The organism is Streptomyces sp. NPDC090445 (assembly GCF_044769385.1).
Taxonomy (GTDB): Bacteria; Actinomycetota; Actinomycetes; order Streptomycetales; family Streptomycetaceae; genus Streptomyces.
In genome coordinates, this window is the sequence record NZ_JBIVXV010000004.1 from 106,933 (window position 1) to 131,540 (window position 24,608).

At 72.5% G+C, this 24,608-nt stretch carries 24 protein-coding genes and 1 pseudogene; 17 read left to right on the forward strand and 8 right to left on the reverse strand.

Annotated features, from left to right (window positions below; genetic code table 11):
* Positions 1-12: 12 nt before the first annotated feature.
* The gene (locus ACIQUT_RS11360) at positions 13-579 is read right to left on the reverse strand and encodes a hypothetical protein (RefSeq protein WP_403561812.1); all 567 of its coding nucleotides are present in this window, start codon (positions 577-579) and stop codon (positions 13-15) included.
* A gap of 164 nt (positions 580-743) precedes the next feature.
* Here ACIQUT_RS11360 and tsaB point away from each other — a divergent pair, with 164 nt between their 5' ends.
* From tsaB to ACIQUT_RS11385, 5 genes are all read left to right on the forward strand, one after another.
* A complete protein-coding gene (gene tsaB / locus ACIQUT_RS11365) occupies positions 744-1,406 on the forward strand; it encodes a tRNA (adenosine(37)-N6)-threonylcarbamoyltransferase complex dimerization subunit type 1 TsaB (RefSeq protein WP_403561814.1) in 663 nt (220 codons plus the stop codon).
* A gap of 71 nt (positions 1,407-1,477) precedes the next feature.
* Complete coding sequence (rimI, locus tag ACIQUT_RS11370; RefSeq protein ID WP_403562486.1) at positions 1,478-1,969, forward strand: ribosomal protein S18-alanine N-acetyltransferase; 492 nt, start codon at positions 1,478-1,480, stop codon at positions 1,967-1,969.
* On the forward strand, positions 1,962-3,143 hold the full coding sequence (tsaD, locus tag ACIQUT_RS11375; protein ID WP_403561816.1) for a tRNA (adenosine(37)-N6)-threonylcarbamoyltransferase complex transferase subunit TsaD: 1,182 nt from the start codon (positions 1,962-1,964) through the stop codon (positions 3,141-3,143). The genes rimI and tsaD overlap by 8 nt, the downstream gene beginning before the upstream one ends.
* Complete coding sequence (locus ACIQUT_RS11380) at positions 3,140-3,439, forward strand: hypothetical protein (RefSeq protein WP_403561818.1); 300 nt, start codon at positions 3,140-3,142, stop codon at positions 3,437-3,439. The genes tsaD and ACIQUT_RS11380 overlap by 4 nt, the downstream gene beginning before the upstream one ends.
* Positions 3,440-3,475: 36 nt before the next feature.
* Positions 3,476-4,126 carry a hypothetical protein gene (locus ACIQUT_RS11385; RefSeq protein WP_403561820.1) on the forward strand — a complete coding sequence of 217 codons (651 nt, stop codon included), beginning with the start codon at positions 3,476-3,478 and terminating at the stop codon, positions 4,124-4,126.
* Here ACIQUT_RS11385 and ACIQUT_RS11390 read toward each other — a convergent pair.
* Positions 4,113-5,345 (reverse strand): methyltransferase domain-containing protein, encoded by a 1,233-nt coding sequence (locus ACIQUT_RS11390; RefSeq protein WP_403561822.1) that lies wholly within the window; start codon positions 5,343-5,345, stop codon positions 4,113-4,115. The genes ACIQUT_RS11385 and ACIQUT_RS11390 overlap by 14 nt on opposite strands.
* Before the next feature lie 100 nt (positions 5,346-5,445).
* On the opposite strand from ACIQUT_RS11390, the gene ACIQUT_RS11395 reads away from it, so the two are divergent.
* From ACIQUT_RS11395 to ACIQUT_RS11405, 3 genes are all read left to right on the forward strand, one after another.
* Positions 5,446-6,396, forward strand: coding sequence for a polysaccharide deacetylase family protein (locus ACIQUT_RS11395; protein WP_403561824.1), 951 nt, complete (start codon positions 5,446-5,448; stop codon positions 6,394-6,396).
* Positions 6,393-7,283, forward strand: coding sequence for a polysaccharide deacetylase family protein (locus tag ACIQUT_RS11400; RefSeq protein ID WP_403561826.1), 891 nt, complete (start codon positions 6,393-6,395; stop codon positions 7,281-7,283). Before ACIQUT_RS11395 ends, ACIQUT_RS11400 begins: the two co-directional genes overlap by 4 nt.
* A 106-nt stretch (positions 7,284-7,389) precedes the next feature.
* Positions 7,390-7,605: a hypothetical protein gene (locus ACIQUT_RS11405; RefSeq protein WP_403561828.1), complete on the forward strand. Its 216-nt coding sequence runs from the start codon at positions 7,390-7,392 to the stop codon at positions 7,603-7,605.
* A gap of 120 nt (positions 7,606-7,725) precedes the next feature.
* On the opposite strand, the gene ACIQUT_RS11410 is transcribed toward ACIQUT_RS11405, so the two are convergent.
* Positions 7,726-9,132, reverse strand: a complete 1,407-nt coding sequence (locus ACIQUT_RS11410; protein ID WP_403561830.1) for an FtsW/RodA/SpoVE family cell cycle protein — start codon at positions 9,130-9,132, stop codon at positions 7,726-7,728.
* A 387-nt stretch (positions 9,133-9,519) separates the two neighbouring features.
* Between ACIQUT_RS11410 and groES the strand changes: the two genes are divergently transcribed.
* Positions 9,520-9,828, forward strand: a complete 309-nt coding sequence (gene groES / locus ACIQUT_RS11415) for a co-chaperone GroES (protein WP_403561832.1) — start codon at positions 9,520-9,522, stop codon at positions 9,826-9,828.
* A gap of 114 nt (positions 9,829-9,942) precedes the next feature.
* Positions 9,943-11,574, forward strand: coding sequence for a chaperonin GroEL (gene groL, locus ACIQUT_RS11420; protein WP_403561834.1), 1,632 nt, complete (start codon positions 9,943-9,945; stop codon positions 11,572-11,574).
* 178 nt (positions 11,575-11,752) lie between these two features.
* Here the strand turns inward: groL and ACIQUT_RS11425 are convergent, their stop codons facing one another.
* The 3 genes from ACIQUT_RS11425 to ACIQUT_RS11435 all read right to left on the reverse strand — a co-directional run bounded on the left by ACIQUT_RS11425 (position 11,753) and on the right by ACIQUT_RS11435 (position 14,143).
* Complete coding sequence (locus tag ACIQUT_RS11425) at positions 11,753-12,445, reverse strand: ester cyclase (protein ID WP_403561836.1); 693 nt, start codon at positions 12,443-12,445, stop codon at positions 11,753-11,755.
* 128 nt (positions 12,446-12,573) lie between these two features.
* Positions 12,574-13,347, reverse strand: a complete 774-nt coding sequence (locus ACIQUT_RS11430; protein WP_403561838.1) for an SDR family NAD(P)-dependent oxidoreductase — start codon at positions 13,345-13,347, stop codon at positions 12,574-12,576.
* Positions 13,348-13,465: 118 nt separating this feature from the next.
* Complete coding sequence (locus ACIQUT_RS11435) at positions 13,466-14,143, reverse strand: MOSC domain-containing protein (RefSeq protein WP_403561840.1); 678 nt, start codon at positions 14,141-14,143, stop codon at positions 13,466-13,468.
* Positions 14,144-14,223: 80 nt separating this feature from the next.
* Between ACIQUT_RS11435 and ACIQUT_RS11440 the strand changes: the two genes are divergently transcribed.
* Positions 14,224-15,168, forward strand: a complete 945-nt coding sequence (locus ACIQUT_RS11440; protein ID WP_403561842.1) for a LysR family transcriptional regulator — start codon at positions 14,224-14,226, stop codon at positions 15,166-15,168.
* A 180-nt stretch (positions 15,169-15,348) separates the two neighbouring features.
* Here ACIQUT_RS11440 and ACIQUT_RS11445 read toward each other — a convergent pair whose 3' ends face one another.
* The gene (locus ACIQUT_RS11445; RefSeq protein WP_385428017.1) at positions 15,349-15,675 is read right to left on the reverse strand and encodes a WhiB family transcriptional regulator; all 327 of its coding nucleotides are present in this window, start codon (positions 15,673-15,675) and stop codon (positions 15,349-15,351) included.
* 388 nt (positions 15,676-16,063) lie between these two features.
* Here ACIQUT_RS11445 and ACIQUT_RS11450 point away from each other — a divergent pair, with 388 nt between their 5' ends.
* From ACIQUT_RS11450 to ACIQUT_RS11465, 4 genes are all read left to right on the forward strand, one after another.
* The gene (locus ACIQUT_RS11450) at positions 16,064-16,675 is read left to right on the forward strand and encodes a response regulator transcription factor (RefSeq protein ID WP_003948568.1); all 612 of its coding nucleotides are present in this window, start codon (positions 16,064-16,066) and stop codon (positions 16,673-16,675) included.
* 375 nt (positions 16,676-17,050) lie between these two features.
* Positions 17,051-17,680 carry a sigma-70 family RNA polymerase sigma factor gene (locus ACIQUT_RS11455; RefSeq protein ID WP_385673394.1) on the forward strand — a complete coding sequence of 210 codons (630 nt, stop codon included), beginning with the start codon at positions 17,051-17,053 and terminating at the stop codon, positions 17,678-17,680.
* A 184-nt stretch (positions 17,681-17,864) separates the two neighbouring features.
* Complete coding sequence (gene guaB / locus ACIQUT_RS11460; RefSeq protein ID WP_403561845.1) at positions 17,865-19,370, forward strand: IMP dehydrogenase; 1,506 nt, start codon at positions 17,865-17,867, stop codon at positions 19,368-19,370.
* Positions 19,371-19,542: 172 nt separating this feature from the next.
* A complete protein-coding gene (locus tag ACIQUT_RS11465; protein WP_403561847.1) occupies positions 19,543-20,667 on the forward strand; it encodes a GuaB3 family IMP dehydrogenase-related protein in 1,125 nt (374 codons plus the stop codon).
* A 223-nt stretch (positions 20,668-20,890) separates the two neighbouring features.
* Here the strand turns inward: ACIQUT_RS11465 and ACIQUT_RS11470 are convergent, their stop codons facing one another.
* Positions 20,891-22,120 (reverse strand): nucleotide sugar dehydrogenase, encoded by a 1,230-nt coding sequence (locus ACIQUT_RS11470; RefSeq protein WP_403561849.1) that lies wholly within the window; start codon positions 22,118-22,120, stop codon positions 20,891-20,893.
* Between the two features lie 261 nt (positions 22,121-22,381).
* On the opposite strand from ACIQUT_RS11470, the gene ACIQUT_RS11475 reads away from it, so the two are divergent.
* Both ACIQUT_RS11475 and ACIQUT_RS11480 read left to right on the forward strand, forming a co-directional pair.
* Positions 22,382-24,088: a glycerol-3-phosphate dehydrogenase/oxidase gene (locus ACIQUT_RS11475; RefSeq protein ID WP_403561851.1), complete on the forward strand. Its 1,707-nt coding sequence runs from the start codon at positions 22,382-22,384 to the stop codon at positions 24,086-24,088.
* A 177-nt stretch (positions 24,089-24,265) separates the two neighbouring features.
* Positions 24,266-24,608: pseudogene (locus ACIQUT_RS11480) on the forward strand (serine/threonine protein kinase); the annotation flags it as partial.

Here is a 24,608-nt window from a genome sequence, read left to right on the forward strand (position 1 = left end):
GTCCGGGTGAAATCAGGGAACGACGACGACCTTGGAGTTGATCGTCGCGAACGCCCACATCGCGTCGCCGTCGGCCCGGCTCATCCGGATGCCGCCGGTCTTCCGCGTCGGGTCGGGCTCGGGCAGCTTCCCGTCCGCGCGGGCGCTGAAGCCGACCACGACCCCGCTGCCCTCGGCGGTCGCGAAGCGGACGACGTGCTCGACCGGCACCCCGTCGGAGCCGGTGACCGCGTTCGAGCGGGAGTTCACCAGGTAGGTGCCCGGCTTCGGGTGCACCGTGCTCGGCACCACCGTGAACGTCTTCGGGTCCTTGCCGTCCTCGGCGACCAGCCACACCCGCTTCAGGGCCGCCGAGTACACGACGCGCGTACCCGTACCGGAATCGGCCGGCACGGCGTTCGGCTTCGCCGGGCCGGGCGCCGGCGCGGGCGCCTGCACGGAGGGCGCCGCCGACGGCGCGGCAGCCCCGCGCGGGGACGGCGCGGGCGCGGTCGCCGAGGCCTGGTAGCCGAGGAACCCGACCGCGGCCAATGCCGCGGCGGTGAGCCCGGCCACGATTCCCGAGCTGCTGCGTCCCACTTGCCCCACCTCTCGTGCTTCCCGGTGCGCCGGGTCCGGCAGATCTCCCGGGCCGATTCCCGGGGTTCGAATGCCGTGGTCGAATCCTGGGGTCGAAGGTAGCAGCAGGGGTGCCCCGTGCCCGGCCGCGAGGGCCCGGGCCCGGGGAGTCGTAGGCTGTTCGCGTGCTCTTGCTCGCTGTAGATACCGCCACGCCCGCCGTCACCGTCGCCCTGCACGACGGCGAGAACGTCCTCGCCGAGTCCCAGCAGGTCGACGCCCGCCGCCACGGGGAGCTCCTGCTGCCCTCGGTCGACCGGGTCCTCGCCGAGGCCGGGCTGACGCTCGACGCCCTCACCGGCATCGTCGTCGGTGTCGGCCCCGGCCCCTACACCGGGCTGCGCGTCGGCCTCGCCACGGCCGCCACCTTCGCGTCCGTCCTCGGCATCCCCGTGCACGGCCTGTGCAGCCTCGACGGCCTCGCGTACGCCGCGGGCGCCGCCGGGATCGAGGGCCCCTTCACCGTCGCCACCGACGCGCGGCGCAAGGAGGTCTACTGGGCCCGCTACGAGGACCCGCTCACCCGGATCGGCGAGCCCGCCGTGGACCGCCCCGCCGAGATCGCCGAACGGGTCGCCGGGCTGCCCGCGGTCGGCCAGGGCGCCCTGCTGTACCCGGAGGTGTTCCCCGACGCGCGCGGCCCCGAGCACCAGAGCGCCGCCGCCCTCGCGGCGCTGGCGGTGCACCGGCTCGCGGCCGGGCAGGAGTTCCTGCCCCCGACGCCGCTGTACCTGCGCCGGCCCGACGCGCAGGTGCCGAAGAACTACAAGGTGGTCACCCCGCAGTGACGCCCCACCCGCCGCCCGACCACCGCCCCTCATCGACGCCGCTGCGCGGCGGCAGCCCTCGATTGCGCGAGATGCGCTGGTGGGACATCGGGCCCGTGCTGGAACTGGAGCAGGAGCTGTTCCCCGAGGACGCCTGGTCCGCCGGAATGTTCTGGTCCGAGCTCGCCCACGCCCGCGGCCCGCACGCCACCCGCCACTACGTCGTGGCCGAGGACGCGGAAGGCCGCCTCGTCGGCTACGCCGGGCTGGCCGCCGCCGGCGACCTGGCCGACGTACAGACCATCGCCGCCGCACGCGACCAGTGGGGGACCGGGCTCGGCGCCCGGCTCCTGACCGACCTGCTGCGCGCGGCCACCGCCTTCGAGGCCGCCGAGGTGCTGCTGGAGGTGCGGGTGGACAACACCCGGGCCCAGAAGCTCTACGAGCGCTTCGGATTCGAGCCGATCGGCTTCCGCCGGGGCTACTACCAGCCCGGCAACGTCGACGCGCTCGTGATGCGCCTTTCCGATCCCGCACTCTCCGTCCCCGCGGACGGACCCGTACAAGGTGAGACCCATGGCTGACGAACCCCTCGTCCTCGGCATCGAGACCTCCTGCGACGAGACCGGCGTCGGCATCGTCCGCGGCACCACCCTGCTGGCGGACGCGGTCGCGTCGAGCGTCGACGAGCACGCCCGCTTCGGCGGCGTCGTCCCCGAGGTGGCCTCCCGCGCCCACCTGGAGGCGATGGTCCCGACCATCGAGCGCGCCCTGAAGGAGGCCGGGGTCAGCGCCCGCGACCTCGACGGCATCGCGGTCACCGCCGGCCCCGGCCTCGCGGGGGCCCTGCTGGTCGGCGTCTCGGCGGCCAAGGCGTACGCGTACGCCCTCGGCAAGCCGCTGTACGGCGTGAACCACCTGGCCTCGCACATCTGCGTGGACCAGCTGGAGCACGGGCCGCTGCCGGAGCCGACGATGGCCCTGCTGGTGTCCGGCGGGCACTCCTCCCTGCTGCTCGCCCCGGACATCACCTCCGACGTGCGGCCGCTGGGCGCGACCATCGACGACGCGGCGGGCGAGGCCTTCGACAAGATCGCGCGCGTGCTGCACCTCGGCTTCCCCGGCGGCCCGGTCATCGACCGGCTCGCCAAGGAGGGCGACCCCAAGGCGATCAACTTCCCGCGCGGGCTGACCGGGTCGCGCGACCCCGCGTACGACTTCTCCTTCTCCGGGCTCAAGACGGCGGTCGCCCGCTGGATCGAGGCGAAGCGGAACGCGGGCGAGGAGGTGCCCGTGCGCGATGTCGCAGCGTCCTTCCAGGAGGCCGTGGTGGACGTGCTGACCCGCAAGGCGATCCGGGCCTGCAAGGACGAGGGCGTCGACCACCTGATGATCGGCGGCGGGGTCGCGGCCAACTCCCGGCTGCGGGCACTCGCGCAGGAGCGCTGTGACGACGCGGGGATCATCCTGCGGGTGCCGCGGCCGAAGCTGTGCACCGACAACGGCGCGATGGTCGCGGCGCTGGGTGCGGAGATGGTCAAGCGGAACCGCCCCGCCTCGGACTGGGACCTGTCGGCGGACTCCTCGCTGCCGGTGACGGACCCGCACGTGCCGGGCGCCGGCCGGGAGGACGGGGACGAGCAGGGCGAGGGCCAGGGGCACGGGCACGTGCACGGTCAGGGCCACGGGCACGGTCACGGGCACAGCCACGACCACGACCACGTGCACGAGCTGAGCAAGGACAACCTGTACTCATGAGCACCATTGCGCTGATGTGGGAGGCCCGCGCCGCCGACGGTCGCGGCGCCGAGCTGCTGGAGTGGGCCCGCGCGCAGGTCCTGGCCCGGGAGCCGGTCCGCCGGGAGGTGCTGCGGGCCCCGCAGGACCGGGTGTTGGTGATCACCTGGTGGGAGGCGGCCGAGGGCCTGGCGGCCGACCTCCCCGAACTCCCGGAGCCCGCGGCCGACCTGATCACGCGCGCGGTGCACCGCTGGCGGTTCGAGTCGGTGGAGGTGGAGGCGGAGGCCTCCGGCACCGGCACCGGCGGGTCCTGAGCCGCGGGGCGGCCAGCCCTGGGTAGGGTCATGCGCATGACACACCCGGACCTGCCGCCCCCGCCGCCGCCCGCGCCCGTAAGGGCCCGGCTGGACGAGGCCTCCGCGCAGGCCCTGCGCGCCGACCGCGCGCGCATCCTGCGGGAGCTGGACCGGCGCAGCCTGGGCCCGGGCCGGCTGCTCCTGCTCTGGGCCGTGGCCACCGTCTTCACCGTCGGCTGGTCCCTCGTCGGCGCGGCCCTGATGTCCTTCGAGGCCCCGGACCCCTTCTCGGTCATCTACGGCGCGGTCTTCGCCCTGCTCGGGGCGGGCGTGATGATCCCGACCGGGTTCTGGTTCGCCTGGTGCGTCCGGCAGGACCGCGCGATGCGCCGGCTGCTGCGCGCCTGGGCCGCGGCGGCCCCGGACCCGGCCGCCGACGCCTGGCTCCGCGCCCCCGGCATGAGCCTGTTCTGGGCGCTCGCCTCCTCCGCCGTGGCCGCGTTCGGGCTCTGGACGTCCTTCGCCGGCGTCGCGTCGGCCCGGCCGGGCGACACCACGTACGGCGAGGTGGCCTACCTCATCGGCCTCGGCACCATCCTGTGGATCACCGGCCTGCTGGGCCTCGGCAAGGCCGGCACGCACCACCGCTGGGCCGTGCGCGCCTTCCCGCCCCCGCCCCCGCCGCCCGCCGTCACGGGGCGCTGACCGGCGAACCGATCAGCATCGACGGGGCACCCGCGACCCGGGTCAGGAACACGGTCGCCGCGTTCCGCCCCTGCGGCTTGACCTTCTTGCGCAGCTCCTCGGGCTCGATGGCCGAGCCGCGCTTCTTCACGGTCAGGATGCCGACCTCCCGCTCCCGCAGCAGTGCCTTCAGCTTCTTCAGGCCGAACGGCAGCACGTCGGTGATCTCGTACGCGGTCGCGTACTCCGTCGCGCGCAGCTCGTCCGAGGTGACGTAGGCGATGGTCGGGTCGATGAGCCGGCCGCCGACCTGCCGCGCGACCTCGGCGACGAGATGGGCGCGGATGACGGCGCCGTCGGGCTCGTACAGCCAGCGGCCGACCGGTCCGACCTCCGGGTCGGGCAGCGGGCCGGCGGTGTCGAGGGTGCGCGGCCCGGGGAGCAGGGTCGCGCGGACGGTGCCCGGGGCGGTGCCGAACCAGAGCACGGCCTCCTTCACGTCCCCGTGGTCGGAGATCCACTCGGCCTCGGCCTGCTCCGGCACCGCCTCGTGCGGGATCCCGGGGGCGATCTTGACGGCCGCGTACCGCGCCGTACGGGCCGCCTCCACGGCCCAGGACAGGGGCGGCGAGTAGGCCTCCGGATCGAACACCCGCCCGCCCGTCGCCCGGCCACCACCCCTCACGGACGCGCTGCGCGCAGCCCCTCCCCGATTGCCGCCGCGCCGGGCCGGGTCGAGGAAGACCGCGTCGTACCCGGCGGTGTCCACCCCGGTCACGTCCGCCTCCCGGACCTCGATCAGGTCCGCCAGCCCCAGCGCCTCGGCGTTGGCCCGGGCCACGGCGGCGGTCAGCGGGTCGCGGTCCACCGCCAGCACCCGGATGCCGAGCCGGGCCAGGGCCAGCGCGTCGCCGCCGATGCCGCAGCACAGGTCGGCGACGCTGCGCACGCCGAGCGCCGCGAACCGCTCGGCGCGGTACGCGGCCACCGAGGCGCGCGTGGCCATTTCGGCGCCGCCGGGCGTGAAGTACATCCGGAAGGCGTCCTCCGCCCCGAACTTCGCCACCGCGCGCTGCCGCAGCCGGGCCTGCCCGAGAGCGGCGGAGACCAGCGGCGCGGGGTGCTCGCGGCGCAGCCGGGTCGCGACGGCGAGCTCCCGGCCCGGGTCGTAGTCGCGGAGCGAGTCCAGGAGGGCGCGGCCCTCGGGGGCCAGGAGGGCGGCGAAGTCTTCGGGGGTCACCGCCTCATTGTCGGTCAGTGTGCGCCAGTCGATGGAAGGTCGCCTTCCGTCCGCGGTGTCGGCGGGGCGGAGCGCTGTCGTGGTGCCAGGATCCGCTGCTATGCAGCTAGTACGACAAAAGGAACAAAAGACGCTCCATGGTCGCCGGTGCACCGCCGGCTCGCGCGGCCGGGCCGGGATCGCCCTCTCCGCCCTGCTCGTCGCCGCCCTGGGAACGGCATGCGGCACCTCCGCGGACTCCGGCGGCGCACCCGCCCCCACCAAGGGCGGCAAGGGCGCCGAGGCGGCCGCGGGCGGCGCGGCGGGCGCGGCCCCCGTCACCCGCGCCGAACAGCTCAAGGCCCGGCTGGCCGCGGCGAAGAAGTGGAAGCTGAACAAACCGCCCCTGGAGGCGCCGCCGGCGCCGAAGAAGAAGCCGGAGATCAGCACCCGCGAGGGCTTCGAGGTCGAGGGCCACGAGAACCTCCCGCCCGTCTTCACCGCGATCCCGACGCAGGACAAGGTCGTCTTCCTGACCTTCGACGACGGCGCGGAGAAGGACCCCGAGTTCCTGAAGATGATGAAGGAGCTGAAGATCCCGTACACGGCGTTCCTCAGCGACTACCTCGTCCGCGACGACTACGCCTACTTCAAGGAGATGCAGGCCGCCGGCGTCACCCTGAACAACCACTCGCTCAACCACCGCTACCTGCCGGCGCTGTCGTACGACAAGCAGCGCGCGGAGATCTGCGGACAGCAGGACGCGATGCAGAGGGCCTTCGGCAAGCGGCCGACGGCCTTCCGCCCGCCGTACGGGAACTACAACGAGGACACCCTCCGCGCGGCCAAGTCCTGTGGCGTCAAAGCCATTCCGCTGTGGAATGCAGAAGCCTTCCCGAACCGGATGGACTACCGTGAATGGGACCGCGAACTGCATCCCGGAGATATCATCCTCACGCATTTCCGGGGGCGCGAGGACTGGGAGGGCAGCATGCCCGACCTGGTCCGCTACGTCATGAAGACCGTCACGGACAGGGGTTACGCCGTGGCCCGGCTGGAGGATTACTTGTGAAGTACGCGCGCCGGCCGGTGGCCGGGACGCTGGCGGCCGGCGCGCTCGCGCTGTCCCTGACGGGGTGTGGGAACAGCGTGGACCCCATCGAGCGGCTCGGCCGCAAGGCCACCCACGACCAGCCGAGCCCGTCGGCCCCGTCCGGGGCCGCCGCCCAGAGCCCCTCCGGCGCGTCGCCCTCGGCCGGCGCCGGGGACCAGGCGTACCGGAAGTGGGGGCTGACCGCCCCGGTGCAGTACGCGCCGAAGCCGGCGCAGAAGCCGGCCCTGCCGCCGGCGGCTCCCGGCAAGGCCCAGGTCGTGGACCGAATACCCGTGCCGGCGACGGAGAAGGTCGTCTTCCTGACCTTCGACGACGGCGCCGAGAAGGACCCCGAGTTCCTGAAGATGGCGGCCGACCTGAAGCTGCCGATCAGCATGTACCTCACCGACAACGTCGCGTCGTCGGACTACGGGCACTTCGAGAAGCTCCGGGACAACGGCTCCGGCAGCACCGTCAACAACCACACCCTGACCCACCCGAACCTCCGGACCCTGCCCTTCGCGGCGCAGAAGAAGGAGATATGCGGTCAGCAGGAACGCCTGGAGAAGCGCTTCGGGGCCAAGCCCACCCGCTTCCGCCCGCCCTTCGGCAACTACAACGACGACACGCTCAAGGCGGCCGCCGAGTGCGGCATCACCCAGGTGGTCCTGTGGCGGGCGTCGATGCAGATCAACAACTTCCAGTACGCCGAGGGCTCCGGCCTCAAGCCCGGCGACATCGTCCTGGCCCACTTCCGCGGCCCCTCCGAGCTCAAGGGCGCGACCGAGGTCCAGATGACCACCCGCATGCTGCAGAGCATCCAGGAGCAGGGCTTCCGCATAGGCCGTCTGGAGGACTACCTCTAGGACACTGCCCGTTCAGGTGAAGGGCGCGGGCCGCCGGGTACGGGCCCGGTCCGCCGCGGGAGGAATGGACGCACACCCCACCCCCGCCGAACCGGGAGGCGAACCGATGCCGATCGACACCGTCGAGCGTTTCCTGAACGCCCTGAGCCCCGACCACCGGGAGAAGGTCCGAGCGCTGCCCCCCGCCCGGCAGCAGGAGCTGGCCGACGCCTGGGAGCGGGAGCTGGAGAAGGACCACGACCTCGACACCCTCTCCGAGCTGTCGCCGCCCGCGGCCGAGGCCGAGGCGGCCAGACGGGTGATCGAGTCCGCGGGCGACTGAGCCGACGGGGGGAGGGCCCGGGCGGCCTGCGCCGCCCGGTACGCACCCCTCGGCCCTGCCCGGTACGTGCCCCTCAGCCCGCCCGGTACGTGCCCCTCGGCCCCGCCCGGTACGCGCCCTTCAGCTTCGCCCGGCCGCCGCCACCACCGGTGTGATCACGGTCTCCACCGGGCCGCGGCGGTCCGCCAGGCGCTGCCGTTCCGCGCTGTCGCTGATCCGCAGCAGCAGCGCGATCATGATCCAGTTGGCCAGCAGGGACGAGCCGCCCTTCGCCAGGAACGGCAGCGCCTTGCCGGTCAGCGGGATCAGCCCCGTCACACCGCCCGCCACCACGAACACCTGGAGCGCCAGCGCCGCCGCCAGGCCCACCGCCAGCAGCTTCCCGAAGGGGTCGCGGGCGGCGAGCGCCATCCGCAGCCCCCGCTGCACGAGGAGGGCGTAGAGGAGCAGCACCGCCATGACCCCGGCCAGGCCGAGCTCCTCGCCCACCGTCGTCAGGATGAAGTCGCTGCGGCCCGCGAACTTGATCAGCTCCGGGTGTCCCTGGCCGAGTCCCGTCCCCGAGATGCCGCCGGTGCCGAAGCTGAAGAGGGCCTGCGCCGACTGGTCCGAGTTGACCCCCGGCGGCCGGTCCTGCCAGTAGTACGACAGCGGGTTCAGCCAGGCGGCCACGCGGGCCTTCACGTGCGGCTCGGTCGAGCCGACGACGAACGCGCCGCCCGCGGCCATGACCAGCCCGCACACGATCCAGCCGGTGCGCTCGGTGGCGACGTACAGCATCACCACGAAGACGCCGAAGAAGATCAGCGAGGTGCCCAGGTCGCGTTCGAAGACCAGCACCAGCATCGACAGGATCCACACCGTGACGATGGGCCCGAGCTGCCGCATCGGGGGCAGCTGCAGGCCCAGGAACCGCCGGCCGGTCAGGGCCAGGGAGTCCCGGTGGACGACGAGGTAGCCCGCGAAGAAGACCGCGATCATGATCTTCACGAACTCGCCCGGCTGCGCGGAGAAGCCGCCGATGACGATCCAGCGCTTCGCGCCGTAGGTGTCCGCGGGCGAGAACGCCGGCGCGACCAGCAGCACCAGCGCCCCGGCCATCGTGAGGTAGATGAACCGCTGGAGCAGCCGGTGGTCCCGCAGGAGCGCCACCACCAGCAGGCAGGCGGCCACGCCGATCACCGTCCACACCAGCTGGCCGGGGGCGTTGGCCTCCCCGTTGTACCGCTCGATGTACGACTGGTCGAGGCGGTGCAGCAGCACCAGCCCGAGCCCGGTCAGCAGCACGGCCAGCGGCAGGACCAGCGGATCCGCGTATGCCGCGAACCGGCGCACGCCCAGGTGCGCCACCAGGGCCAGCAGGCTCATGCTGATCGCGAAGCCGGAGAGGTCGGCCGGCAGCTCGCCGTTCAGCCCGAGGCCGGCGCTCGCGTGCCCGAGGACGGTGGTGCCGACGACGAGGACGAGCAGCAGGGCCTCGGTGCGGCGCCGGGCTCCGGCGGCCGTCGGCGGCCTCAGCCCTCGCACGGGTCACCGTGACCGTCGGTGCCGGCGCAGGGCGCGGAAGGCATTGGTCCGTTCTGGTCGTCAATGATCCGCTTTATCTTCATATCGCCTTAGACGACGATGCCCTCCCCCGGGTTCCTTCGGGCCGTATGGGGGGAGAGGGGTCCGGGGGGCTGTCCGGATCCGGCCGGATCGGCGGCCGGGGTGGCCGGATGTGCGAACCGGGGGGAGCGTATTGGCACTCCGCTTGACCGAGTGCTAATCGCCGGAATAGTCTCGCACCTGGCACTCGCCCCCGGTGAGTGCCAACACAGCGACGGGCAGGTCCGGCACCCGCGACGACGGATCCACCTGGTCGCCACCTCAGACAGTTAACCCCGTGAGATCTCCGAAGGGGGAGGTCGGATCGTGACGACCACCAGCTCCAAGGTTGCCATCAAGCCGCTTGAGGACCGCATCGTGGTCCAGCCGCTCGACGCCGAGCAGACCACGGCCTCCGGCCTGGTCATCCCGGACACCGCGAAGGAGAAGCCCCAGGAGGGCGTCGTCCTCGCCGTGGGCCCGGGCCGCTTCGAGGACGGCCAGCGTCTCCCGCTGGACGTCAGCGTCGGCGATGTCGTGCTGTACAGCAAGTACGGCGGCACCGAAGTGAAGTACAGCGGCGAGGAGTACCTCGTCCTCTCGGCTCGCGACGTGCTCGCGATCATCGAGAAGTAATTCACTTCTCCCAGAACTGCTTTGATCTGCGCCCCTGGTCACCCCGCTGATTGCCGGGCGGCGAGGGGCGCGGGTCGTTGAACCCGAGTTTTCCGAGAGGGCTGAACCGCTCCCATGGCGAAGATCCTGAAGTTCGACGAGGACGCCCGTCGCGCCCTCGAGCGCGGCGTCAACAAGCTTGCCGACACGGTCAAGGTGACGATCGGCCCCAAGGGCCGCAACGTCGTCATCGACAAGAAGTTCGGCGCCCCCACCATCACCAACGACGGTGTCACCATCGCCCGCGAGGTCGAGCTGGACGACCCGTACGAGAACCTCGGCGCGCAGCTGGTGAAGGAGGTGGCGACCAAGACCAACGACATCGCGGGTGACGGCACCACCACCGCCACCGTGCTGGCCCAGGCGCTGGTCCGCGAGGGTCTGCGCAACGTCGCCGCCGGCGCCTCCCCGGCCGCCCTGAAGAAGGGCATCGACGCCGCGGTCAAGGCCGTGTCCGCCGAGCTCCTCGACACCGCCCGTCCGATCGAGGACAAGTCCGACATCGCCGCCGTGGCCGCGCTCTCCGCGCAGGACCAGCAGGTCGGCGAGCTCATCGCCGAGGCGATGGACAAGGTCGGCAAGGACGGTGTCATCACCGTCGAGGAGTCCAACGCCTTCGGCCTGGAGCTGGAGTTCACCGAGGGCATGGCCTTCGACAAGGGCTACCTGTCGCCGTACTTCGTCACGGACCAGGAGCGCATGGAGGCGGTCCTGGAGGACCCCTACATCCTGATCCACCAGGGCAAGATCTCCTCCATCCAGGACCTGCTGCCGCTGCTGGAGAAGGTCATCCAGTCGGGTGGCTCCAAGCCGCTGCTGATCATCGCCGAGGACGTCGAGGGCGAGGCCCTCTCCACCCTCGTCGTCAACAAGATCCGCGGCACCTTCAACGCGGTCGCCGTCAAGGCGCCCGGCTTCGGTGACCGCCGCAAGGCGATGCTGCAGGACATGGCCACCCTCACGGGCGGCACCGTCATCGCCGAGGAGGTCGGCCTCAAGCTCGACCAGGCCGGCCTGGACATCCTGGGCACCGCGCGCCGCGTGACCATCACCAAGGACGACACCACCATCGTCGACGGTGCCGGCTCGACCGAGGACGTCCTCGGCCGCGTCAACCAGATCAAGGCCGAGATCGAGGCGACCGACTCGGACTGGGACCGCGAGAAGCTGCAGGAGCGCCTGGCGAAGCTCGCCGGCGGCGTCTGCGTCATCAAGGTCGGCGCCGCCACCGAGGTGGAGCTGAAGGAGAAGAAGCACCGTCTGGAGGACGCCATCTCCGCGACCCGCGCCGCGGTCGAGGAGGGCATCGTCTCCGGTGGTGGCTCCGCGCTCGTCCACGCCGTCAAGGTGCTGGACGACAACCTCGGCCTGACCGGCGACGAGGGCACGGGTGTCGCGGTCGTCCGCCGCGCCGCGGTCGAGCCGCTGCGCTGGATCGCCGAGAACGCCGGCCTCGAGGGCTACGTCATCACCTCCAAGGTGGGCGAGCTGGAGAAGGGCAACGGCTTCAACGCCGCCACCGGCGAGTACGGCGACCTGGTCAAGGCCGGCGTCATCGACCCGGTCAAGGTCACCCGCTCCGCCCTGGAGAACGCGGCCTCCATCGCCTCCCTGCTGCTCACGACCGAGACCCTGGTCGTCGAGAAGAAGGAAGAGGAAGAGGCCAACGGTCACGGGCACGGCCACGGTCACGGTCACAGCCACTGACCCCCGATGAGCCGGTCCGCTGACCGCTGACCGGCTCGCCTCGGACTGCGACCCCGGTCGCCGCCGCTCCGCGGTGGCGGCCGGGGTCTTTCCGTGGGCCGGGCCGGGTCGGGACGCCGCTCAGGACATCCTCAGGAGACCCTCGGGGTGCCGCCTCGGGTGCCGCCCGGGGTGCCGTTCAGGACATCGCCCCGAGCTGCCGCATCAGGCCGTTGGTGTCGTAGTGCCACCAGCCTTCCTTGATCATCCCGTTCTCGCAGCGGAAGATCGTCGTGCCGGTCATCGTGCAGGTCTTGCCGGTCGGGGCGATCCCCATGAACTCGCCCTTGTGCCTGCCGGTCCAGGTCCACAGGGTGCTGACGCAGTCGTCCTGTGCCATCTGCGCGTCGCGGCGGAAGGAGAAGTCGAAGGCGCCGCGCCACATCTCCACGTCCTCGCGGATGCCCTCGCGCCCGGTCTTGTCGACGGGGTTGGACACGTCGTGGTCCATGTAGTCCGGCGCGAAGACCTCCTCGATGACGGCCATGTCGCCCTTCATCGCGATGTCGTCGAACATCCGGTTCGCGAGCAGCGTGTTGAGGTGCTCGTCGCGGACCACGTCCAGGTTGGTGAACCGCGGCATCCCGTCGCAGAGGGCCACCATCTCCTGGAACATCCGGTCCGTCTCCGGAAGGTGAGAGTTCCTCATGGCCTCTTCGTACGACGGGAATTCGACCACGTCGACATAATGCGTCTCGGATTCGCGGTCCCTGCCGACCACGCTGTGCGTCACGGTGCGCTTGCCGCTGGTCTGCGCCAGGTACCGGTCCATGAGCGCGTTGACGGCGTCGGGCTTGCTCGTCTCGTAATCGACTATTTGTACGAATGTCATGGCGTCTCCCGGGCTGGATGGGATATATCCATTTTAGGGAGATTTGCCTCGTCTGGCCGACTCCGGCAGACGCCGCCCGCCGCGGCCTGCTGCCGCAGCCTGTCATCGGGGCCGGTTACCGGGGCCGGTTACCGGGGCCCGTACTTGCGGCCCGTACGCGAGGACAGCCCGCCCAGCAGCCCGCGCGGCGTCAGCTTCACCACGCCCATCAGCGCCTTGTACCGCGGGTCCGGAATCGAGACCGTCTTGCCGCGCGCCAGGTCGTCGAGGGCCGAGGCCACCAGCTTGTCGGCATCCAGCCACATCCAGTTGGGGATGTTGTCCGTGCCCATGCCCGCCCGCTGGTGGAACTCCGTCCGCACGAAGCCGGGGCACAGCGCCATCAGCCGCACGCCCGACCCCGCCAGGTCCCGCGCCGCGCCCTGCGTGAACTGCACGACCCACGCCTTGCTCGCCCCGTACGTGCCCCGCGGCACGAAGGCAGCCACCGAGGCCACGTTGACGACCCCGCCGCGGCCGCGCGAGCGCATCGACGCGGTGGCCGCCGAGGTCAGCCGCAGCACCGCCTCGACGTGCACCTTCAGCATGGTCAGCTCGTCCGCCATGGAGACCTCCAGGTAGCGGCCCTTGTTGCCGAACCCGGCGTTGTTGACCAGCAGGTCCACCGGGTGCGTACGGTCGCCGAGGCGCCGCTCGACCGCGGCGATGCCCGCCTCGGTCGACAGGTCCGCGGTCAGCACCTCGGCCTCGATGCCGTGCCGGTCGTGCAGCTCCGTGGCCTGCTCGGCGAGCCGCGCGGTGTCGCGGGCGACCAGTACGAGGTTGTGGCCCCCGGCGGCGAGCCGGCGGGCGAAGGCGGCGCCGATGCCCGCCGTGGATCCAGTGATCAGCGCAGTCGTCATGTGCGCAACCTAGCCGCCCCGGACGACAGTCCGGAGCGGGCCCGCCCTGGCGGTACCACTTCGTCCGCTTTCCCGCCGGAGGCGGGCTCCGGCTCCTCGCCGGTGCGTCGCCGGCCGGCTACTTCCCGTACTTCTCGACGTACGCGCGGACCTTGTCGTGCGCCCGCGGCTCCATCGCCTCACCGGCCGCCAGAGTCCGCGGCAGCAGCGCGCGTTCGGTGGTGAACGCCCGGAACCACAGCCCCACCGTCACGTCGTGGTCCGGACGGCTGACCACCTCGACCGCGTCGCCGGCCGACACCTCCCCCTCCTGCACCACGCGCAGGTACGCGCCCGGCCGCACGGCCTGCGTGTACCGCTTGGCCCAGCCCTGCTCGCCGAGGGCCCCCTGGAAGGTGCCGCACGGGATGCGCGCCGAGGCCACCTCCAGGACCACGTCGGCGCCGATCCGCCAGCGCTCGCCGAGGAGCGCACCGGTCACGTCGATGCCGGAGGTGGTGAGGTTCTCGCCGAAGATCCCGGCGGGCAGCTCGCGGGCCAGCTCGCCCTCCCACCAGTCCAGGTCCTCCCGCGCGTACGCGTACACCGCCTGGTGGTCGCCGCCGTGGTGGCGCAGGTCGCAGACGGCGTCGCCCTCCACGCCGCTCGCGCCGACCCCCTTGGGGCCGGGGGCGAAGACGCGGACCGGGCCCGGGGCCGGCCGCTTGCCGATGCCGGTCACCCCGCCCGCTGCGCTGGTGTAGTCGACGGCCGTCGCCCGGCCGAGGTTCACGGAGATCACATGCTTGGGCGCCATGGGGACACGCTAACCCAGCGCCCTCAAAGGGGCCCGGGAGTACGGGGCGCCGCCGTCAAAGCCGGGCTTATGCTCGAAGCATGATCGAGGCACGCCATCTCCGGGTCCTGCGCGCCGTGGCCGGCACCGGCTCCTTCTCCGCCGCCGCCCGCGAACTCGGCTGCACCCAGCCCGCCGTCTCCCAGCAGATGAAGGCGCTGGAGCAGTCGGCCGGCACCCCGCTGCTGATCCGCGCCGGCCGCGAGATGCGGCTGACGCAGGCCGGCACCGCCCTGGTCCGGCACGCCGCCGGGATCCTGGCCGGGCTGACCGCCGCCGAGGAGGAGGTCGCGGCCATCGCCGGGCTGCGCGCCGGGCGGGTCCGGCTCGTGTCCTTCCCCAGCGGCAGCTCCACCCTGGTCCCCACCGCGCTCGCCGCGATGCGGGCCGCGCACCCGGGCACCCGGATCTCGCTGGTCGAGGCGGAGCCGCCGCGCTCGGTGGAGATGCTGCGCGACGGCGACTGCGACGTGGCGCTGGCCTTCCGCTACGCCGGGGCAGAGGGGCCGTCCGGTGCCGGTGGCGGTGCCGCCGGGGGCGGTGGTTCCGCGGCGGCGGCCGAGTGGGACGACCTGGTCGTGCGGCCGCTGCTGACGGACCGCCTCGTCGGGCTGCTGCCCGAGGGGCACCGGCTGGCCGGGGCGGAGCGGCTGGACATGGCGGAGCTGGCGGACGAGCCCTGGATCGCGGGCTGCCCGCGCTGCCGCCGCCATCTGGTCGAGGTGTGCGAGGGCGTCGGCTTCACCCCGCGCATCGACTTCGCCACCGACGACTACCCGGCCGTGGCCGGCCTGGTCGGCGCCGGGCTGGGGGTCGCCGTGCTCCCGGAGCTCGCGCTGGAGTCCGTACGGGCCAAGGGCGTGAGCACGGTGGCCGTGGAGCCGGCCGTGGAACGGGAGATCGTGGCGCTGACACTGCCCGACCTGGCCCGCGTACCGGCCGTGGCGGCGACCCTGGCCGAGCTGGAGCGGGCCGCCGCGCGCTGACCGGCGCGCGGCGGCCCCGCCCCTGGGGCACCGCGGGTTGAGGAAACGTTTCTGCGCGCCGTTCCGGCGGTGTGCGGTTCCGGCGGTGTGCAGTTCCTGCGGGCAGCCTTGCCCTGCGGCAGGAGTCCGTGCGGCGATCGTCCGTGCGGCGGCCGGTCCGGAGGGGCCGGTCGGGAGCGGTCAGTCCGGAGGGGTCCGTCCGATGGTGCTCGACGCGGGGATCAGGCGATGGCGGGCCCGGCCCATCAGCTCCTCGCGCTCGTCCTCGGTGAGGCCGCCCCACACCCCGTAGGGCTCGCGGACGGCGAGTGCGTGCGCGGCGCATTCCGAGCGCACCGGGCATCGCATGCAGACCTCTTTAGCGGAGGCCTCGCGCGCGCTCCTCGCCGCGCCCCGCTCGCCCTCCGGGTGGAAGAAGAGGGAGCTGTCGACTCCTCGGCAGGCGGCCAGCAGCTGCCAGTCCCAGAGGTCGGCGTTCGGTCCGGGGAGGCGGGAGAAATCTGCCATGGGTAGTCCTCTTGGTGCCGGTACTGAGACGAATACGGTCCAAGTCTCCACACCTACCACACCTACTGTCGTAGTAGATGTAAATATGACTCATTGGGAATCTAGCCTCAGACACGGCCCAAACGGAAGGAAAGCCGCCAAATAGGGCATAGCTCCAGATGGAGGACAGTTGGCGAGTGGCGCCGATGGCGTGATCGCGTCCTCACGTAGAGTGCCGAAGGTGTCCGTCCGACCCGTAACTCTTTCGAGTGACCATCGTTGAGAGAGCGAAGGCGGTTGAACCAAAGCGTTCCCGGACAGGTGTCCGAGAGCATCGACCGCACAGGTGACGATACGTACCAGCCTGGAGGCTCAAGGTGACGCGCATCAGCAGCTCCGGAGGGCGGTCATGACTTCCGTCCTCGTCTGCGACGACTCCCCGCTTGCCCGAGAGGCGCTCCGTCGTGCGGTTGCCACCGTGCCCGGCGTCGAGCGCGTGACGACGGCTGCCAACGGCGAGGAAGTCCTCCGCCGCTGGGGCGCCGACCGCTCCGACCTGATTCTCATGGACGTACGGATGCCCGGGCTCGGCGGCGTGGAGACGGTGCGCCGGCTGCTCTCCGCCGATCCGGGCGCCCGCATCATCATGCTGACGGTCGCCGAGGACCTCGACGGCGTGGCCCTCGCGGTCGCCGCCGGCGCCCGCGGCTACCTGCACAAGGACGCCTCGCGCGCCGAGCTGCGGGCCACCGTCACCCAGGCGCTCGCCGACCCGACCTGGCGGCTGGCCCCCCGCCGGCTCCGCTCCGCCGAGATGGGCGCCGCGCCCACCCTCACCGCGCGCGAGATCCAGGTGCTGGAGGGGATGAGCCACGGCCGGTCCAACGCGGAGATCGGGCGCGAGCTCTTCCTCTCCGAGGACACGGTCAAGACGCACGCCCGCCGGCTGTTCAAGAAGCTGGGCGCCTCGGACCGGGCGCACGCCGTGGCGCTCGGATTCCGCTGGGGCCTGGTCCGCTGACCGCGGGCCCTTGAGAGCAGTCCCGTCCGCCTCGGGCGGGCGGGGCGGCGCGCCGCCCCGCCCGGCGTGCCCGCCCGCCCGGCGCTCCGGCGTACGCCCGGGCCGGCCGTAGGGGCTCGACGGCGGATCCCGCTCCCGACCGTACCCGTGCGTAGCCGGGGATTGGCGGGGCACAATCCGGGGGACGTGTCGCTTCGTGCGCGATGCCGCATGCTTGAGTGTGTGGCGCATTTCTGGGATGGGGCCTCGGAGCATTCGGGCGAGCGGGAGGGGAGCGTGCAAGTGAAGAGTTCAGGCGCACCCGCTCATAACGCTTCGATGCACAACACGGACCGTGGTGCCGCGAACGCTCCGGCGCCAAGGCACCATGGATTGATGCGCGACGACGAGGCCCACGGCTCCCCTGCGGCCACCGGCCCCACCGGAGCCGCCAAAGGCAACAGCGCCGAGGCCGTCAGCGCGCTCGTGCGCCGTGCCGTGGAAGGCGACGAGCAGGCCACCCATGACCTGCTCGCCTTCGTGCACCCGCTGGCCATCCGCTACTGCCGCACCCGGCTCTCCCGGCTGCCCGGTGACGCCCGCCACTTCGTGGAGGACCTGGCCCAGGAGGTCTGCGTCGCGGTCCTGATGGCGCTGCCGCGCTACCGGGACACCGGCCGCCCCTTCGAGGCCTTCGTCTTCGCCATCGCCGCGCACAAGGTCGCCGACCTGCAGCGGGCCGCCATGCGCCACCCGGGCAGCACCGCCGTCCCCTCCGACGAGATGCCCGAGCGGCCGGACGACTCCCTCGGCCCGGAAGAGCGGGCGCTGCTCAGCAGCGACGCCGCCTGGGCCCGGAAACTGCTGGCCAACCTGCCGGAGACGCAGCGCGAGCTGCTCGTCCTGCGGGTCGCGGTCGGGCTGACCGCCGAGGAGACCGGCCAGATGCTCGGGATGTCCCCGGGCGCGGTGCGGGTCGCCCAGCACCGTGCGCTCAGCCGGCTGCGCGCGCTCGCCGAGCAGTAGCGCAGCGGCGCGGCGTCGCGCGGCGTCTCGCGGAGTCTGTGGCTCCGCTATGACCCGTCAGGGGCCCGGCGATCAATAGGAGGAAGCGACGAAACCTGGCCGTGACCTCGCTCGTGGAATGAGACGCGCCGCGATCCCGTTAGCATGGACATCCGCGCTGAGCAAGACCATTTGGGAAGGTGTCATGACTGTCAACGCCGACGGAGTGCCCGACAAATTCGCCATGCTCGGGCTGACCTACGACGACGTCCTGCTGCTGCCGGGCGCGTCCGACATGGCGCCGGACGAGATCGACACCTCCTCTCTCATCTCGCGCAATGTCCGCGTCAACATTCCGCTGCTGTCCGCCGCCATGGACAAGGTGACCGAGTCGCGGATGGCGATCGCGATGGCCCGCCAGGGCGGTGTCGGCGTCCTGCACCGCAACCTGTCGATCGCCGACCAGGCGAACCAGGTCGACCTGGTCAAGCGCTCCGAGTCCGGCATGGTCACCGACCCGATCACGGTGCACCCGGACGCGACGCTGCACGAGGCCGACGAGCTGTGCGCCAAGTTCCGCATCTCCGGTGTCCCGGTCACCGACGCCGCCGGCAAGCTGCTCGGCATCGTCACCAACCGCGACATGGCCTTCGAGTCGGACCGCAGCCGCCAGGTGCGCGAGGTCATGACCCCGATGCCGCTGGTCACGGGCAAGGTCGGCATCTCCGGCGTGGACGCCATGGAGCTGCTGCGCCGCCACAAGATCGAGAAGCTTCCGCTGGTCGACGAGACGGGCGTCCTCAAGGGCCTCATCACGGTCAAGGACTTCGTCAAGGCCGAGAAGTACCCGAACGCCGCCAAGGACAAGGACGGCCGCCTCCTGGTCGGCGCCGCCGTCGGTGTCGCCGGCGACGCGTTCGAGCGTGCCCAGGCGCTGATCGAGGCCGGCGTCGACTTCATCGTCGTCGACACCGCGCACGGCCACTCCCGGCTGGTCGGCGACATGGTCGCCAAGATCAAGTCGAACGCGTCGGTCGACGTCATCGGCGGCAACGTCGCCACCCGCGACGGCGCCCAGGCCCTCATCGACGCCGGCTGCGACGGCATCAAGGTCGGTGTCGGCCCCGGCTCCATCTGCACCACCCGCGTCGTCGCCGGCATCGGCGTCCCGCAGGTCACCGCCATCTACGAGGCCGCCCTCGCCGCCAAGGCCGCGGGCGTCCCGGTCATCGGCGACGGCGGCCTGCAGTACTCCGGCGACATCGCCAAGGCCCTCGTCGCGGGCGCCGACACGGTGATGCTCGGCTCGCTGCTCGCGGGCTGCGAGGAGTCCCCGGGCGAGCTGCTCTTCATCAACGGCAAGCAGTTCAAGTCGTACCGCGGCATGGGCTCGCTCGGCGCGATGCAGTCCCGCGGCGACCGCAAGTCGTTCTCCAAGGACCGCTACTTCCAGGAGGGCGTGGGCGGCGACGACAAGCTCATCCCCGAGGGCATCGAGGGCCAGGTGCCCTACCGCGGCCCGCTCGCCGCGGTCGTCCACCAGCTCGTCGGCGGCCTGCGCCAGTCGATGTTCTACGTCGGCGGCCGCACGGTGCCGGAGCTGCAGGACCGCGGCCGGTTCGTCCGCATCACCTCGGCGGGCCTCAAGGAGAGCCACCCGCACGACATCCAGATGACGGTCGAGGCGCCGAACTACTCCCGCCAGGGCTGAACGGCGTGATCGGGTGAGGGGCGGGTCCGGCCGTGGACCCGCCCCTCCCCCGTGCCCGCCCCGGGCGCCGGGACCGCCCGTGCGCCGTCCGTACAGCGGATGCCGGAACGCGGGCCCCCGGCCTTCGGGGATACTGGACGGGCAGTAGCCGAGTAGGGAAAGGCCACCACACGTGACTGAGATCGAGATCGGGCGCGGCAAGCGCGGCCGCCGGGCGTACGCGTTCGACGACATCGCCATCGTCCCGAGCCGCCGCACGCGGGACCCGAAGGAGGTCTCGATCGCCTGGCAGATCGACGCCTACCGCTTCGAGCTGCCCTTCCTGGCCGCCCCCATGGACTCCGTCGTCTCCCCGCAGACGGCCATCCGCATCGGCGAGCTCGGCGGCCTCGGCGTGCTGAACCTCGAAGGCCTGTGGACCCGCCACGAGGACCCGCAGCCGCTGCTCGACGAGATCGCGGAGCTGCCGGAAGAGACCGCCACCCGCCGCCTGCAGGAGATCTACTCCGCCCCGATCCAGGCCGACCTGATCGGGCAGCGCATCAAGGAGGTCCGCGACTCCGGCGTGGTCACCGCCGCCGCGCTCTCCCCGCAGCGCACCGCGCAGTTCTCCAAGGCCGTCGTGGACGCCGGCGTGGACATCTTCGTCATCCGCGGCACCACCGTCTCCGCCGAGCACGTCTCGGGCGCCGCCGAGCCGCTGAACCTGAAGCAGTTCATCTACGAGCTCGACGTCCCGGTCATCGTCGGCGGCTGCGCCACGTACACCGCGGCCCTGCACCTGATGCGCACCGGCGCGGCCGGCGTCCTGGTCGGCTTCGGCGGCGGCGCCGCGCACACCACCCGCAACGTGCTGGGCATCCAGGTCCCGATGGCGACCGCCGTCGCGGACGTGGCCGCCGCCCGCCGCGACTACATGGACGAGTCCGGCGGCCGCTACGTGCACGTCATCGCCGACGGCGGCGTGGGCTGGTCCGGCGACCTGCCCAAGGCCATCGCCTGCGGCGCCGACGCCGTCATGATGGGCTCCCCGCTGGCCCGCGCCACCGACGCGCCCGGCCGGGGCCACCACTGGGGCATGGAGGCCGTCCACGAGGACGTGCCGCGCGGCAAGAAGGTCCACCTGGGCACCGTCGGCACCACCGAGGAGATCCTCACCGGCCCGTCGCACACCCCGGACGGCTCGATGAACCTCTTCGGCGCCCTGCGCCGCTCGATGGCCACCACCGGCTACACCGAGCTCAAGGAGTTCCAGCGCGTCGAGGTCACGGTCGCGGACTCCCAGCACCGCCGCTGACCCGTCCGGCAGCCGTACGTACGCCGAAGGGCCGGCTCCCCCCTGACCGGGGAGCCGGCCCTTCGGCGCGTCCGGGCCCGCGGCCCGCTCAGCTCAGCCCCTGCCTCCGGCGGCGCAGGCAGACGCCCCAGGGAACCAGCGCCGGGTCTCGCCCGGGCCCAGGACGAGGTCGCCGCAGGCTAGCAGTCCGCACCGACGCCCGACGAGGGGGTTTCCGGCCCGGTCAGAGCCGGTGTGCGGCGCCCGCCGGGCTGGCTCCGCGGGTGTCCAGGAGCAGCTGCGCCTTCACCGCCAGGCCCTGGAGGTCGTACGTGCGGTGGTGCTGGAGCAGGATCGTCAGATCGGCGGTGGCGGCGGCCTCGTACAGGGACTCGGCACGGGGGACCGGCTGGTCCCGCACCCGCCACCCGGCGACGTACGGGTCGTGGTAGCTGATCAGGGCCCCGAGGTCGAGGAGGCGGCTGGCGATCTCGCGGGCCGGGGAGCCCTCCTGGTCGGCGAGGTCGGGCTTGTAGGTGACCCCGAGCAGCAGGACGCGGGCGCCGCGGGCGGACTTGCCGTGCTCGTTGAGCAGGGTGGCGCAGCGCTGGATGACGTACTGCGGCATCCGGCTGTTGATCTCCTGGGCCAGGCCGACCATGCGCAGGGGGTGGCCCGGGGTGCGGGTGGTGTGCGGGAGGTAGTTGGGGTCGAGGGGGACGCTGTGGCCGCCGACGCCCGGGCCGGGGCGGAACGCCTGGAAGCCGTACGGCTTGGTCTCGGCGCAGCGGATGACGTCCCACAGGTCGACGCCGAGGTCGTGGCAGAGCACCGCCATCTCGTTCATGAGGGCGATGTTGACGTGCCGGTAGTTGGTCTCCAGCAGCTGCACGGTCTCGGCCTCGCGCAGGCCGCGGGCGCGGACCACCTTCTCGGCGATGCGGGCGTAGAAGGCGTGCGCGGACTCGGTGCAGGCGGGGGTGAGGCCGCCGATCACCTTGGGGGTGTTGGCGACGGTGTGCGTCCGGTTGCCGGGGTCGTGCCGGCTGGGGGAGTAGGCCAGGTGGAAGTCCCGGCCGGCGCGCAGCCCGGAGCCGTCCTCCAGGATCGGGCGCAGGTAGTCCTCGGTGACACCCGGATGGGCGGCGGACTCCAGGATGACGGTGGTGCGCGGGCGCAGCCGGGCGGCGAGGCTGCGGCCGGCCTCGCCGACGGCTCCGAGGTCGAGCGCGCGGTCGGCGCCGAGCTGGGTGGGGGCGCAGATGACGGCGGTGCGGACGCGGCCGAGCTCGGCGGGGTTGGCGGTGACCCGGAAGCCGGCGGCCGACATGCGCCGGACCTCGGCGGCGGTGAGGGTGGAGTCCGTGGCCGGTCCGATGGCGTAGCCGACCGTCTCGATCCCGGCGGCGACGGCCGCCTGGGCCAGTGGGAGGCCGAGGTGGCCGAGTCCGATGACGGCGAGGTCTGCGGGCATGGGGTGGTGCCGTCCCTTCCCTGGCATGCATGACGGGGCTGGTTGCGCAACTCCTGTGGACCGCGGAGGGGCCGCATGAGCTGGCACGATGTCAGACTAGGCGTATATATGACCGATCTGTCGCATTACGGGGTGATGGTCGCCGTTGTGTTGTCCACAGGCGGTGGCTGATGCGGGGACGGCGGGTCAGAATCGAGGGCGGGGGACGCGAGCGGGACCACCCGCACCGAGTGGGTACGCCCGCACCGACGGGAGGCAGCCGTGAGGACAGCGACACTGGGGCCGGAGCAGCGCGCCGAGGCCCTCGCCCGGATGGCCGAACGGGAACTGGACGTACTGGTGGTGGGCGCGGGCGTGGTCGGCGCGGGCACCGCCCTCGACGCGGTGACCAGAGGCCTGTCCACCGGGCTCGTCGAGGCCCGTGACTGGGCGTCGGGCACCTCCAGCCGGTCCAGCAAGCTCATCCACGGCGGCCTGCGCTACCTGGAGATGCTCGACTTCGCCCTCGTCCGCGAGGCGTTGAAGGAGCGCGGCCTGCTCCTGGAGCGGCTGGCCCCGCACCTGGTCAGGCCCGTCCCGTTCCTGTACCCGCTGCAGCACAAGGGGTGGGAGCGGTTCTACGCCGGGTCGGGCGTCGCCCTGTACGACGCGATGTCCGTGTCCGGCGGGCACGGCCGCGGGCTGCCGCTGCACCGGCACCTGTCGCGCCGGCGCGCCCTGCGCGTGGCCCCGGCGCTGCGCAAGGACGCGCTGGTGGGCGCCCTGCAGTACTACGACGCCCAGATGGACGACGCGCGGTACGTCACCGCGCTCGTGCGCACGGCCGCCGTGTACGGGGCGCACTGCGCCAACCGGGCGAGGGTGGTCGGCTTCCTGCGCGAGGGCGAACGGGTCGTCGGGGCGCGGGTGCAGGACGTGGAGGGCGGAGGGGAGTACGAGGTCCGGGCGCGCCAGGTGGTGAACGCGACCGGGGTGTGGACGGACGACACGCAGGCGCTGATCGGGGAGCGCGGACAGTTCCACGTCCGGGCGTCGAAGGGCATCCACCTCGTCGTCCCCAAGGACCGCATCCATTCGAGCACCGGGCTGATCCTGCGGACCGAGAAGTCGGTGCTGTTCGTCATCCCGTGGGGCCGGCACTGGATCGTGGGCACCACCGACACCGACTGGGACCTGGACAAGGCGCACCCGGCGGCGTCCAGCGCCGACATCGACTACCTGCTGGAACGGGTGAACTCGGTGCTCGCCGTACCGCTCACCCGCGACGACGTCCAGGGGGTGTACGCGGGCCTGCGGCCGCTGCTGGCCGGGGAGTCGGACGCGACGAGCAAGCTGTCGCGCGAGCACACGGTGGCCCATCCGGTGCCCGGGCTGGTCGTCGTGGCGGGCGGCAAGTACACGACGTACCGGGTCATGGCGAAGGACGCCGTCGACGAGGCGGTGCACGGGCTGGACCAGCGGGTCGCGGAGTGCGTGACGGAGGACGTACCGCTGGTGGGGGCCGAGGGGTACCGGGCACTGTGGAACGGCCGGGCCAGGATCGCCGCCCGGACGGGCCTTCACGTGGCGCGGGTGGAGCACCTGTTGAACCGGTACGGCTCGATGACGGAGGAGCTGCTGGACCTGATCGCCGACAACCCCTCGCTGGGCGCCCCGCTGGGCGGGGCGGAGGACTACCTGCGGGCGGAGGTGGTCTACGCGGCGTCACACGAAGGGGCACGACACCTGGACGACGTGCTGACGCGGCGGACCCGGATCTCGATCGAGACGTTCGACCGGGGGACCCGGTCGGCGCGCGAGTGTGCGGAACTGGTGGCTCCGGTGCTGGGGTGGGACGGGCAGCAGATCGAGAAGGAAGTGGAACACTACGAGAAGAGAGTGCAGGCGGAACGGGAGTCGCAGCGCCAGCCGGACGACCAGACGGCCGACGCGGCACGGCTCGGGGCGCCCGACATCGTTCCGTTGTAACTCCGGGATACGTCAGCGGGGAACCGCGGACCCGGGGCTCCCGTCCGTTGCGGAGTGAGGAACAATGAGGGTTCTGCCGGGGCGGGTTATCGCGCGGGTTCTCCCGGGGCGGGCCACCGGGCATTCGGGCGGATGCCGGGGCAGCCGGAGCAGGCGGCACGAACGCAGAGGGGACGCATGTCGAAGCCGGAGCACACCGATTCGCCTGCGGCGAAGCAGAACCGGGCGAAGCCTGTGTCGGCCGAGCCGGAGCCGTCCGTCGAGGCCGCCGTTCCTCCCGCCGGAGAACCGGCCGAGGCCCCGGCCGACGCGCCGGCCGACGCGCCTGCGGCGAAGCCGGGCGTGCCGAAGCCGGGCGTGCCGAAGCCGCGGGCCGCGGCAGCCGGTGCGGCCGCCGCCAAGCCCGACCTCGCGAAGCCTGCGGCCGGGGCGGGGCGTTCGGCCGCCGCGACCGATCCGGAGGACGCGAAGCCCGCGGCGGCGCCGAAGGCCGACCTGTCGAAGCCGAAGGCGGCTGCGT

What these genes read in the sequence shown, in the direction of transcription:
- rimI (WP_403562486.1), top strand. Translation starts at nt 1,478, where the DNA reads ATGCGCTGGTGGGACATCGGGCCCGTGCTGGAACTGGAGCAGGAGCTG.
- tsaD (WP_403561816.1), top strand. Translation starts at nt 1,962, where the DNA reads ATGGCTGACGAACCCCTCGTCCTCGGCATCGAGACCTCCTGCGACGAG.
- ACIQUT_RS11380 (WP_403561818.1), top strand. Translation starts at nt 3,140, where the DNA reads ATGAGCACCATTGCGCTGATGTGGGAGGCCCGCGCCGCCGACGGTCGC.
- ACIQUT_RS11385 (WP_403561820.1), top strand. Translation starts at nt 3,476, where the DNA reads ATGACACACCCGGACCTGCCGCCCCCGCCGCCGCCCGCGCCCGTAAGG.
- ACIQUT_RS11395 (WP_403561824.1), top strand. Translation starts at nt 5,446, where the DNA reads ATGCAGCTAGTACGACAAAAGGAACAAAAGACGCTCCATGGTCGCCGG.
- ACIQUT_RS11405 (WP_403561828.1), top strand. Translation starts at nt 7,390, where the DNA reads ATGCCGATCGACACCGTCGAGCGTTTCCTGAACGCCCTGAGCCCCGAC.
- groL (WP_403561834.1), top strand. Translation starts at nt 9,943, where the DNA reads ATGGCGAAGATCCTGAAGTTCGACGAGGACGCCCGTCGCGCCCTCGAG.
- ACIQUT_RS11425 (WP_403561836.1), bottom strand. Translation starts at nt 12,445, where the DNA reads ATGACATTCGTACAAATAGTCGATTACGAGACGAGCAAGCCCGACGCC.
- ACIQUT_RS11430 (WP_403561838.1), bottom strand. Translation starts at nt 13,347, where the DNA reads ATGACGACTGCGCTGATCACTGGATCCACGGCGGGCATCGGCGCCGCC.
- ACIQUT_RS11435 (WP_403561840.1), bottom strand. Translation starts at nt 14,143, where the DNA reads ATGGCGCCCAAGCATGTGATCTCCGTGAACCTCGGCCGGGCGACGGCC.
- ACIQUT_RS11440 (WP_403561842.1), top strand. Translation starts at nt 14,224, where the DNA reads ATGATCGAGGCACGCCATCTCCGGGTCCTGCGCGCCGTGGCCGGCACC.
- ACIQUT_RS11445 (WP_385428017.1), bottom strand. Translation starts at nt 15,675, where the DNA reads ATGGCAGATTTCTCCCGCCTCCCCGGACCGAACGCCGACCTCTGGGAC.
- ACIQUT_RS11450 (WP_003948568.1), top strand. Translation starts at nt 16,064, where the DNA reads ATGACTTCCGTCCTCGTCTGCGACGACTCCCCGCTTGCCCGAGAGGCG.
- ACIQUT_RS11455 (WP_385673394.1), top strand. Translation starts at nt 17,051, where the DNA reads ATGCGCGACGACGAGGCCCACGGCTCCCCTGCGGCCACCGGCCCCACC.
- guaB (WP_403561845.1), top strand. Translation starts at nt 17,865, where the DNA reads ATGACTGTCAACGCCGACGGAGTGCCCGACAAATTCGCCATGCTCGGG.
- ACIQUT_RS11470 (WP_403561849.1), bottom strand. Translation starts at nt 22,120, where the DNA reads ATGCCCGCAGACCTCGCCGTCATCGGACTCGGCCACCTCGGCCTCCCA.